This window comes from Streptomyces sp. NBC_01255 (assembly GCF_036226445.1).
In the GTDB taxonomy this organism is placed as follows: Bacteria; Actinomycetota; Actinomycetes; order Streptomycetales; family Streptomycetaceae; genus Streptomyces.
In genome coordinates this window covers 8,422,241-8,433,082 of record NZ_CP108474.1, presented here as the reverse complement: position 1 = coordinate 8,433,082, position 10,842 = coordinate 8,422,241, and the positions used below count along the sequence as shown (strand labels likewise).

9 protein-coding genes are annotated in these 10,842 nt (G+C 71.1%); 6 read left to right on the top strand and 3 right to left on the bottom strand.

Going from position 1 to position 10,842, the window contains the following annotated elements:
• Positions 1-526: 526 nt before the first annotated feature.
• The 5 genes from OG357_RS38025 to OG357_RS38005 all read left to right on the top strand — a co-directional run bounded on the left by OG357_RS38025 (position 527) and on the right by OG357_RS38005 (position 6,214).
• Positions 527-1,789, top strand: coding sequence for an ice-binding family protein (locus OG357_RS38025; protein ID WP_329625831.1), 1,263 nt, complete (start codon positions 527-529; stop codon positions 1,787-1,789).
• Positions 1,790-1,958: 169 nt separating this feature from the next.
• On the top strand, positions 1,959-2,651 hold the full coding sequence (locus OG357_RS38020; protein WP_329625442.1) for a DUF5819 family protein: 693 nt from the start codon (positions 1,959-1,961) through the stop codon (positions 2,649-2,651).
• Positions 2,641-3,864 carry an HTTM domain-containing protein gene (locus OG357_RS38015; protein ID WP_329625441.1) on the top strand — a complete coding sequence of 408 codons (1,224 nt, stop codon included), beginning with the start codon at positions 2,641-2,643 and terminating at the stop codon, positions 3,862-3,864. The genes OG357_RS38020 and OG357_RS38015 overlap by 11 nt, the downstream gene beginning before the upstream one ends.
• Positions 3,865-4,112: 248 nt before the next feature.
• Positions 4,113-5,387, top strand: a complete 1,275-nt coding sequence (locus tag OG357_RS38010; protein ID WP_329625440.1) for a VWA domain-containing protein — start codon at positions 4,113-4,115, stop codon at positions 5,385-5,387.
• Entirely contained in the window at positions 5,387-6,214 is an 828-nt protein-coding gene (locus OG357_RS38005; RefSeq protein ID WP_329625439.1) for a hypothetical protein, read from the top strand. Before OG357_RS38010 ends, OG357_RS38005 begins: the two co-directional genes overlap by 1 nt.
• Before the next feature lie 71 nt (positions 6,215-6,285).
• On the opposite strand, the gene OG357_RS38000 is transcribed toward OG357_RS38005, so the two are convergent.
• A complete protein-coding gene (locus tag OG357_RS38000; protein WP_443066784.1) occupies positions 6,286-7,518 on the bottom strand; it encodes an MFS transporter in 1,233 nt (410 codons plus the stop codon).
• A 63-nt stretch (positions 7,519-7,581) separates the two neighbouring features.
• Between OG357_RS38000 and OG357_RS37995 the strand changes: the two genes are divergently transcribed.
• Positions 7,582-7,959 carry a MerR family transcriptional regulator gene (locus OG357_RS37995; protein WP_329625438.1) on the top strand — a complete coding sequence of 126 codons (378 nt, stop codon included), beginning with the start codon at positions 7,582-7,584 and terminating at the stop codon, positions 7,957-7,959.
• Positions 7,960-7,985: 26 nt separating this feature from the next.
• On the opposite strand, the gene OG357_RS37990 is transcribed toward OG357_RS37995, so the two are convergent.
• Entirely contained in the window at positions 7,986-8,465 is a 480-nt protein-coding gene (locus tag OG357_RS37990; RefSeq protein WP_317593015.1) for a (2Fe-2S)-binding protein, read from the bottom strand.
• A 14-nt stretch (positions 8,466-8,479) separates the two neighbouring features.
• A complete protein-coding gene (locus OG357_RS37985) occupies positions 8,480-10,777 on the bottom strand; it encodes a molybdopterin cofactor-binding domain-containing protein (RefSeq protein ID WP_329625829.1) in 2,298 nt (765 codons plus the stop codon).
• Positions 10,778-10,842 lie beyond the last annotated feature (65 nt).

Genomic DNA, 10,842 nt, shown 5'->3' with positions numbered 1-10,842 from the left:
GGCTGGAGTACTAGGTAGGCCCAAAACAAGGCCAACTCCTAGCGGTGATTCCAGGGTCGTAGCATCCGACGCGCCCAACCCTGGTCCAGACCACTCCTTGCATCCGCAGCGGTCGCCTTCGGACATCCCGACGTGCGGATGGGTACACGTACTCACCCGCGCAGCCGTTTCCGAAATGAATCAACCACCGATCGGCACGCCCATCCCCTGCGGCGAGTTCGTGAGACCACCTGACTGACAGCACTTCTCCAAGAACGGCGGGGACGGCTCACGGCAGGCGGGCCAGAATGCCTCATCTGGGTGACTCAAGCAGTGTCCATTCGGGGGCATGTCGGATGATCGGCAATATGAATCCAATATCTTCACCGCGCCTTGCATTGCCGAGCGTCTATTCATTCCCACCTCCGCCCCTGACTCATTGTCGGGGCGCGTAATTTTTCTGCGTAATATTCAGCGGGCAAGAAACCCTTCCGGGCGATCGATAGAGCCCGGTACGCCATGGCCCCCCACAGAAATTGGCCTCTCGATGAAGCTGAAAATCTTTCAAGTGGCTCAGCATCGCACTCTGTCCGGCTGGTTGGCCTCGGCCGTCGCCGTAACGGTTTCCACTGTGATGGTCGCCGTAACGCCGACGCAGGCATTGGCCATTGCGACACCCGTACCTCTCGGCACCACCGCCAGCTACTCCGTTCTGGCTGGTCAGGGAGTCACCAACACCGGCCCCTCGGTGATCGACCACGACCTCGGGACGCACCCGAACCCGGCCATCACGGGATTCCCGCCCGGCCTGGTGCTCGGTGCCGTGCACCCTGCGGACGCTCATGCCCTTCAGGCCAAGAGCGATCTGGTCGTGGCGTACAACCAGGCAGCCGGCCAGGCCCAGGACTTCGCGCTTCCGGCAGGAATCGGCGGGGGCCAGGAGCTGCTTCCGGGCGTCCACACGGCCACATCGGGTGTCGGGCTCACCGGTGATCTGGTCCTGAACGCCGGGGGAAACCCCAACGCGGTCTGGGTGTTCCAGATCCCTGAGGCCCTGACGACGGCGTCCAGCAGCCGGATCCTGCTCACGAACGGCGCCTCGCCGTGCAACGTGTACTGGCAGATCGGGAGCTCGGCGACGCTCGGCACCACTTCTACCTTCATCGGCACCATCATGGCTCTGACCTCGATCTTCGCGAACCAGGGGGCGAGCGTCGAGGGCCGGGCGCTGGCCCGTAACGGCGAGGTGACGCTCAACAACAACAGGATCTTCCTCGGCGGCTGCGCCACCGGTGGAACGACGACCGGCACGACCACCGGAGCGACTGCAGGAACGACCACCGGCACCACGACCGGGGCGACGACGGGCACGACCCTGGGCCTCATCGGCGGCAGCCTCATCGGCGGACCGAGCGTCGGCCTCGTGAGCGGCGGCACCTCGGGGAACATCTCCGGAAACACCTCCGGAAACACCGCGGGCAACACCGCCGGGAACACCACGGGCGGAGACACGTCGGGCATCACCGCCGGGAACACGACCGGAGCCGTCACCGGCGGTAACGGCGGCAAGCCGGACAACGGCGGACCGGGTCACGGCGGACCGGACCACGGCAAGCCGGACAACGGCGGACCGGGTCACGGCGGACCGGACCACGGCAAGCCGGACAACGGCGCGCCGGGTCACGGGCACGACGAAGGATCCGGTAAGCCGGGCCACGGCCACGACGGCCACGGTCAGAAGCCGGACGGGCACTACGGCTACGGCAACAAGCCCGCGGGCCCCGACAGTCACGAGAACCACGAGGGCTAGGCAGCAGCCTGCACGAAGCCCGTTCATCGGATGACGGCCCGCGGCGGAATCCTCACCGAATCCGCCGCGCGCCGTAGGCCGTCGGTGAAAGTCGCAGCGACCTCAGGCGCGAGCAACACATACGAGAAAGACAGGGTGGGCCGTGTCGAGCGGAATTGAATCAGCGGCCGTGAAGGAACTCCAGCAGTCCGATTCTGATCCGGTCTCCCCGCCATGTCCTGACGGAGCGGGCACGCCGGACGGGTCGGCCAGGGGCACCCGTGCCCTGAAGGCGGGGCTGTACACCGCCGTAGTCCTGTGTCTGATGACCACCCTGGTCCATGTCGTCATGGTGTTCCTGCACGTGGCTCCCTCCAACCCCGTGTCGAAGCGGTACAGCACACAGGTCAACGGCTGGGTGTACCCACTCTTCGAACAGAATTGGCGGCTGTTCGCCCCGGACCCCGACTCCTTCAACCGGCAAGTCCTGGCGAGAACCGCACACACCGACTCCAACGGATCGGTGCGCGTGAGTCCCTGGTTCGATCTCGCCGCCGTGGATAATTCTGCGGTCGAACACAACGCATTTCCGAGCCACACGGCTCAGAACCTCTTGCGCCGCGCCTGGAGCTCCTATGTCGAAACGCATGGAGGAAGCGACACGGCGCGCTCGGAGCGGGCCGTAATGCTGCAGAAGTATCTGAGTAACATCGCCACGGACCGCGTCGCCGCCCACAACGACGGCGGAACTTTCGAATTCATTCAGCTCCGGGTCATCACGATGCCCATCGCCGCGCCCGGCACACCCGTCGGGAGCCCCCCGCCGGCGCCCACCGAGAACCGACTCCTGCCCTGGTGGAAGGTGACCCCCCATGGGAAATGAGCAGATCCCCCAGCTCCCCCCCACGGAAGCCACACCACACCGGCCCGCCGGCCACGAGGCTTCGCTCGCCGGCACGGCCCGCCGGTGGCTTGTCGACCGGATCGGCGCCCTGTGGGCACTTCTCACCGACCGGCCGGTGTCGCTGTACGCCGCCTCGGTTCTGCGCATCGGCTACGGGCTGCTCTACCTGGTCTTTCTGCTCCGCGAATTCCCGCACCGTGCCGAGATCTGGGGCCCCGACTCGCCCTGGACCCCCGCGCTGGCAGCACAGCTCTTCGACCAGACGGGCTGGAACAGCTTCCTGATCCTGTCCGACAGCCGCGCCTACTTCGAGCTCTGCTACGTGCTGGCTCTCGTCACGTCCACGCTCTTCACGCTGGGCTGGCGGACCCGGGCCATGTCCGTCCTCTTCGCCGTCGTGGTCACCTCGTTCCATGCACGAGCGATCTTCATGACGGACGGCGGCGACAACCTGGTCCTGCTGATGTCCCTGTACCTCGTCCTCACCGCCTGCGGTCGCCGCTGGTCCCTGGACGCACGCCGCGACCGGCTCAGGGCGGCACGTGCGGGCGACACGCCGGAGCCGGTGAGGAGTTTCTACGCGCAGCAACTCCGGGACCTGCGCGTCACCCTGACCACGGTGGTGCACAACTGCGCCATGTTCGTCATCGCGGTACAGGTCTGCTTCCTCTACGGATCAGCCGGCCTGTACAAGATCCAGGGCCTCACCTGGGGCGGCGGCACCGCTCTCCACTACGCGCTGAACCTCGAACTCTTCCAGCCCTGGCCCGCGCTCTCCCATCTCGTCGACGGGTACCCGATGGTGATCGCGATCACCGGCTACGTGACGGTGCTCCTGCAGGTCGCCTTCCCGTTCGTGCTCTTCGGCAGGCTCAAGTATCCCGTTCTGACCGTCCTGCTCGGCATGCACATCGGTATCGCCGTACTCATGGGGCTGCCCCTCTTCTCCGGCGCGATGATCGTTGCGGACGCCGTGTTCCTGCCCGACCGCTTCTACAGGTTCCTGCCTCACCTGTGCCGACGCGCAGCGCGGCGGACAGGCCTGTACCGGCCGGCACCCCGGCAAGCGGCAGGGCCCGGATCCGTACCCTCGCAAGGCAGGACCGGCGTACCCGACCCGAAGCATCGAGCCACTTCGACAGGGCAGATGGACACCGCGCTCGCTACCGCGCCCACGTCCGACCCGGGCTGAGAGACAGCGGGCCGAGCTGCGCGCTGCACATCAGCCCAGCGGGCAGTCTTCCCCGGCATCCAGGACCCGAGCGAGGGAGACAGGACGCGGGAGCCCGTGCCCGGCTACCACGGCGCTCGGCGTGGGAGGCCGGCTGCAAGCCGGAGTTCGCGAACCCCGAGCACCGCTGACCGGACGTCCGGGGCCCTGGAGGGCGAACCGGCCACCCCCGTTTTGGATTGTCGGAGGATCATCAATACGATCCGGCGATGATCACGAGAAAACGGCTGGCGACCGGGGCGTTCGCGCTGCTCGCCGCCCTGACCGCCGCGCTCCTGCCGACGAGCGCGGCCGCCGACGAGCCGGTGGCGAAGGAATCCCCCAAGGTCGAGCTGGTCCTCGACGTCAGCGGGTCCATGCGGGCCAAGGACATCGACGGCAAGTCCCGCATGTCCGCCGCCAAGCAGGCCTTCAACGAAGTCCTCGACGCGGTGCCCGAGGAGGTCCGGCTCGGCATCCGCACGCTCGGCGCCGACTACCCCGGTCCCGACCGCAAGCGGGGCTGCAAGGACACCCGGCAGCTCTACCCGGTCGGCCCGCTCGACCGGACCGAGGCCAAGACCGCCGTGGCCACCCTCGCCCCGACCGGCTGGACGCCGATCGGTCCGGCGCTGCTCGGCGCGGCCGAGGACCTGGAGGGCGGCGACGCCACCCGCAGGATCGTGCTCATCACCGACGGCGAGGACACCTGCGCCCCGCTCGACCCCTGCGAGGTCGCCCGGAAGATCGCGGCGAAGGGCATCCACCTCGTCATCGACACGCTGGGCCTCGTGCCGGACGCCAAGACGCGGCAGCAGCTCACCTGTATCGCGGAGGCGACCGGAGGCACGTATACCTCGGTCCACCGCACCGACGAACTCTCGCGCCGCGTGAAGCAGTTGGTCGACCGCGCCGCCGACCCGGTCGTCACCCCCGTGGGGACGAAGGGTGCCGCGCGGTGCGTCGACGCTCCGCAGCTCAAGGCCGGCCTGTACACCGACCGCGAGACCTTCGGCGAGCACCGCTGGTACCGGGTGGACCTGCTGCCCGGCCAGGAACTGCGCGCCTCCGTCAGCGTGTCGGCCGACCGGGCCGTCAACAACGACTACGGCGTGCTGCTGCGCGCGGTCACCCTCCACGGCCGGGAGATCGTCCGCGGCTCCGAGGCGGGCGACGGGCGTACGGACGTGATATCGACCGGCCTCCGCTACCCGAAGCCGGACCTCGACGACGAGCCGGGGGACGCCAAGCCGGCCGCCGAGACCGTCTGTCTCCAGGTCAGCAACTCCTTCTCCGCTCCCCCGTCGGTCGCGACGACGCCGGGCATGCCGATCGAGCTGACGGTGGACGTCGTCGACGGGCCGTCGGCCGCGTCGGACGTGGCCGCCTTCGGTCTCGGGCGCGGCTGGTGGCTGCTCGGCGTGCTCGTGCTCGCCGGTTTCCTGGCCGGTCTGCTCTGGGGCTGGGTGTCCCGCTGGCGCGTCGCTGTCTGGAGGACCAACTGATGCGTACCGTACGCATGCTCGCCACGGCCGCCCTCGCGGGCGCCGCGCTTCTGGGGCTCGCGGCGCCGGGCGCGACGGCCGATTCCCCCACCCCCACGGCGGACCCGGGCGCGAGTGCCGGTCCGACGGAGGCCGGGACCACGTTCCGTACGGCCGCGAGGTTCCTCCCGGGGCAGCAGGCCACCGCGCAGGCCGCCACGGGTGACTACCTGTACTGGGTGTTCCCGGCGGACGCCGGGCAGCGGCCGACGGTGAACGCCACGGTCACGCTCCCCGACGCGGCGCTGCGGCACGGGCCCACCACCTGGCGGGTCGACGTGTACGACGGGCTGCGGCGGCGTCAGCCGTGCATGTACGGGACCCAGTCCCGTACGGCGGCCAAGGACACCGCGTCGGTGGAGCTCGCCTGTGTGCTGCGGCCGGTCCGCGCCTCTGCGGACGCCTGGGCGAACGACCCGCTGCCCGGCAGCTACTACGTCCGGCTGACCGTCACCGGGCTGCCGGACGAGGACCTCGGCCAGCCGTTCACGGCCCGAATCGGGGTGACCACCCTGGACAAGGGCGGCGCCTACGCCACGGACGGCTCGCTCGCCGCGCCGCTCGTGCCGGGGGCGACGACCGCCGACCAGGCGGAGGCGGACGCCGACGCGGGCCGGCCTTCCGCCGTGGAGGCGGCGGCCCCGGAGGACGGCTGGTCCTCGGGCTGGTGGTCCGACCGCTGGATCTGGACGGTGGCGGGCGGCGTCCTCGCGGCGCTCGCGGGCGTCGGCGGTTACGCGCTGACGCGTGGCGCGGGCCGCGCGCCCCGGGTCCCGCCGGCCGTCTGAGCCACCCCGCTCGTACGGCAGAAGGCCCCCACCGCCCTGGCGCGGTGGGGGCCTTCGTGCACTCCGGCATGTCAGGGGTGCCGGTGGGCGGGGAAGCCGTGGGCGCGGGCTCCCGTGACGACGGCGACGACGGGGACCAGCAGGAGCAGGACGCTCCAGGGGAGCGCCGCCGCGCCGAAGCCGCCGAGGAGGAGGCCGCCCGCCATGCCACCGGCCGCCATGGCCGCGTTCCAGAGGCTGACCAGCATCGTCTGGGCGGTGTCGGCGGCGTCCCCGCCCGCGTCGGCGACGGCCGTCTGGAGCAGCGTCGGCGCACCGCCCCAGCCCAGGCCCCACAGCCCGGCGGCCACCAGGACGAGCGCGGTGCTCCCTGCCGGTACGGCGAGGGCGGCGACGCCGACGGCGACGAGGACCGTACCGGCGAGGGTCAGGGTCCTGAGCCTGCGGTCGATGTACCGCCCGGTGATCCAGATCCCGGCCAGCGAGGCCAGGCCGAACACGAGCAGGACGAGCCCGGTGGAGCCGGTCAGGCCGAGGTGGCCGAGGTAGGCGGCGACGTAGGTGTAGAGGACGGTGTGGGCGAGGACGAGGGCGAAGGTGACGGCGAGGACCGGCAGGACCCCGGGGACCTTCAGCGTCCGGGCGACCGGGGCCCGCCCGCCGCGCTGTTCGCCCGGCAGGTCGGGGACGGCGAGGGCGATCCAGCCGAGGAGCACGACGGCGATGACGGTCATGGCGGTGAAGGCGGTTCGCCAGCCGGCGGCGGCGCCGAGGAAGGTGCCCGCCGGGACGCCGAGCGAGAGCGCGAGCGGGATGCCGGTCATGGCGACGGCGACGGCCCGGCCCTGGAGGTGCGGCGGGGCGAGGCGGCGCGCGTAACCGGCGAGCAGGGCCCAGGCCACGCCCGCGGCGACCCCGGCGAGGAAGCGGGCGCCCATGGTGAGGACGTACGACGAGGAGACGGCGGTGACCGTGTTGGCGGCGGCGAATCCCGCGACCGAGGTGAGCAGCAGGCGCTTGCGGCGCCAGCCGGCGGTGCGGGCGGCGAGGGGGACGGCGGTGAGGGCGGTGCCGAGCGCGTAAACGGTGACCGACTGGCCGGCGGCGGCCTCGCCGACGCCCAGGTCGGCGCTCATGCCGGGCAGGACGCCGGCGGGGAGAGTCTCGGTGAGGCTGGTGACGAAGACGGCGGTGGCGAGTGCGAGCAGCGCGGCGAGGGGCAGTCGGCCGGCGGGCTTCGCAGGGGTGGGCATGGCGGGAGTGGTCGTGGCGGAACCGGCCGCCACTGTCGTGTGGTTGCTCATGGACCTATGCTCGAACCCTCACATTGATGTGAAGGTCAAGCGAGTCCCGGGAGGGAGCGTCCCATGCGGATCGGGGAGCTGTCGGAGCGCACCGGCACACCGCGCAGGCTGCTGCGCTACTACGAGGAGCAGGGCCTCATCGTCGCGGACCGGCAGCCGAACGGCTACCGCGTCTACGACGAGTCGAACCTGGACCGGGTCGCGCAGATCCGGGGGCTCCTCGACGCCGGGCTGCCGACCCGGCTCATCAAGCAGATCCTGCCGTGCCTGAACAAGCCGAGGATCATCCACTTCCCGGACGCCACGCCGGAGATGCTGGCGACCCTTGAGGAGGAGCGGGACCGGATGACCGAGCGGATCCGGTGCCTCACCCGGAACCGGGACGCGGTGGCGGAGTATCTGGACGCCGTACGGGAGAAGTTGGCGGCCGGGGCGGCGTAGAGCCGCTCCGGCGGTGCGACGTGCTCTCACTCCATGCGGCGGGAGCCTTCCAGGACCGCCTGCCGGATGCGGTGGTAGGTGCCGCACCGGCAGATGTTGCGGATCGTGTCGAGGTCGGCCTCGGTGATCTCCCGCCCGGCCTCCCGCGCCCTGCGGACCGTCGCCACCGCCGCCATGATCTGGCCCGGCTGGCAGAAGCCGCACTGGGCGACGTCGAGGTCGAGCCAGGCCTCCTGCATGGGATGGAGGTCGGCGCCCACGGTGTCCGGGAGCCCCTCGATCGTGGTGATCTCGTCGGTCGGGGCGAGGTCGTCGACGGGCACGGCGCAGGGCGTGAACGCCTTGCCGTTGAGGTGGCTCGTACAGGCCCGGCAGACGCCGACCCCGCAGCCGTACTTGGGGCCGGTGACGCCGAGGACGTCCCTGAGGACCCAGAGGAGCCGGACGTCGCCCTCGACGTCGGCGGTGACGGCCTTGCCGTTCAGGATGAAGGTGTGCTGCGGCACGGGGACTCCAGCTCTCAGATGGTGCGGTCGCGGCCGTCGGTGGGCGAGGCCGGGACGGGCGGGACGGTCGGCAGGGGGGTGAAGGCGAGCGGCTCGGCGTGGTTGACGGGGAAGACCGTCGGCATCGTGCCGGTGGCCCGCCCGTAGGCGCAGGCGACGGCGGCCATGGCGCCGGCCACCGCGAGCTCCCCCGCCCCGCCCGGCTTCTCGCCGTTCGACGGCATCACGATGATCTCCAGCTCGGGCGGGGTGTTCCACTGCCGGGTGTAGAAGTACTGGTCCCAGCTGCCTTCGAGGAAGTGTCCGTCGCGCAGGTGGAGTCCGGACGTGAGGGTGATGGCGATGCCGTCGGCGATGCCGCCCATCATCTGGGCTTCCAGACCGCGCGGGTTGACGGCGAGACCGACGTCGACGGCACACACGACCTTGGTGACGCGCGGTCCCGTGTACGCGTTGGGGACCTTCCGTCCGCTGGTCTCGGGGCGGCAGTCGATCTCGGCGAGGACGGCGACGTGCGAGTGGTACTCGGTGTGGACCGCGATGCCCTGGGCCGTACCGGGCGCCATCGTCCGGCCCCACTCCCCCGCCGCGGCGACCTTGTCGAGGACGGCGCGCGCCCTCGGGTCCTTCATGAGCCCGCGTCGCATCGCGTACGCGTCCTTGCCCATGCGGCGGGCCAGCTCGTCCATGACGAGTTCCTGGGCGCAGCGCACGTTGGGCGAGTAGATGCCGCGCATGGAACCGGTGTTGAAGCCCTTGTCGGTCTCGGAGAGCAGCTGGGTGGTGACGCCGAGGTGGTAGGGGCTCACCTGGGTGAGCTGGAACATCGTCTCGGAGAAGGCGAGGTCGGCGACGGGGAGCCGGGCCACCTCGGCGGTGAGGAGCTCGCCGATGCCGTGCCCGAAGTCGGTGGCCACGGAGGTGTGGCGCTGCTCGTACGTGAGGACCTCGCCCAGCGAGTACGTGGCGCGGACCCGCGAGGTGGACATCGGGTGCGTACGGCCCTGGCGGAAGTCGTCGGTGCGGTGCCACATGAGCTTGACGGGCTTGCCGAGGGCGCGGGAGACCTCGGCGGCCTCGTGGGCCGCGTCGTGGAAGAGCTTGCGGCCGAAGGACCCGCCGCCCTCGGTGACGTGGACGCGGACGGCCGTGGGCGGCAGGCCGAGCTTGAGCGCGATCTGTTCCTGGGCGACGATCGGGGCCTTGAGCGAGGCCCAGATCTCCGCGGAGTCCTCCCGTACGTCCGCGATGGCGCAGTTCGTCTCCACGGCGGCGTTGCTGGAGAAGTGGAAGGTGAAGCGGGCGTCGACCGCCTTGGTGAGCAGCGGCAGCGGGGGGACCACCAGGGGGAGTTCGGCCCGGCGGAGCTTGGCCAGGACGGTGGCGTCGGAGGCGCCCTCGGCGGTTCCGGGACCCCAGTCGACGTCGAGGGCCCGGACGGCGTCGACGCACTGGCCGAAGGTGCGGCCACGGACGGCGACGCCGGTGGAGACGGTGACGACGTCGGTGATGCCGGGCATGGCGCGGACCACGGCGAGGTTGGCCACGGAGCGGACGGTGCCGTTGATGGTGGGCGGGCGGCAGATCATCGTGGGCAGGGCGTCCGGGACCTGGAGGTCCATGGCGAACTTCTTGCGGCCGGTGACGGCGTCGAGGGCGTCCAGCCTGCGCTGCGCGGTGCCGATGACGCGGAAGTCGGCGCGGTCCTTGAGCTCCACCTCCACCGCCGTGTCGGTGAGGGCGGCGGCCTTCGTGGCGAGTTCGCCGTAGTGGAGGACCGCTCCGGCCGGGGAGACCACGGCGCCGAGCTTCGTCGTGAGGGTCTCGACGGCGTCGCCGAGGACGAGGGCGGCGGCGCGCAGCAGGCGGCCGCGGGCGACGGCGGCGGCGACCCGGATGGGGGTGTAGGTGGAGTAGGTGGTGTTGGAGCCGCCGGTCAGCTGGTTGAAGAGGAGCTCGGGCCGGGCGTCGGCGAGGGTGACCTTCACCTTGTCCAGGGGCAGGTCGAGTTCCTCCGCGACGATCATGGCGCTGGAGGTGGTGACGCCCTGGCCGACCTCGGCGCGGGGCAGGGCGAAGTGGGCCGTGCCGTCGCTGTCGATGCGGATGGTGATGAGGTTGCTGGTCGGCAGGGCCGCGAGCGTCAGCAGGTCGTTGAGGTCGAGGAGTTCCGCGGGGCCGGGCAGCGAGGGGATGAGCGCCGGGGCCGCGGCGGCGGCCTGCCGGGTCACGAGGGCCTCGGCGCCGAGCTGCGCGGCGACGGTGAGGGTGGGGGCGGCCAGGACGTACCCGAGGAATCGGCGCCGCCCCATGCCGGCCGGCCGGCCGTCGGCGGGGGTCGCGGCCGGGTCCGTGGCGTGGTCCGCGGAGGGCGCGC

Coding starts and splice junctions, on each gene's coding strand:
- OG357_RS37995 (WP_329625438.1), top strand. CDS start 7,582: ATGCGGATCGGGGAGCTGTCGGAGCGCACCGGCACACCGCGCAGGCTG.
- OG357_RS38010 (WP_329625440.1), top strand. CDS start 4,113: ATGATCACGAGAAAACGGCTGGCGACCGGGGCGTTCGCGCTGCTCGCC.
- OG357_RS38000 (WP_443066784.1), bottom strand. CDS start 7,518: ATGAGCAACCACACGACAGTGGCGGCCGGTTCCGCCACGACCACTCCC.
- OG357_RS38005 (WP_329625439.1), top strand. CDS start 5,387: ATGCGTACCGTACGCATGCTCGCCACGGCCGCCCTCGCGGGCGCCGCG.
- OG357_RS37985 (WP_329625829.1), bottom strand. CDS start 10,777: ATGGGGCGGCGCCGATTCCTCGGGTACGTCCTGGCCGCCCCCACCCTC.
- OG357_RS38015 (WP_329625441.1), top strand. CDS start 2,641: ATGGGAAATGAGCAGATCCCCCAGCTCCCCCCCACGGAAGCCACACCA.
- OG357_RS38025 (WP_329625831.1), top strand. CDS start 527: ATGAAGCTGAAAATCTTTCAAGTGGCTCAGCATCGCACTCTGTCCGGC.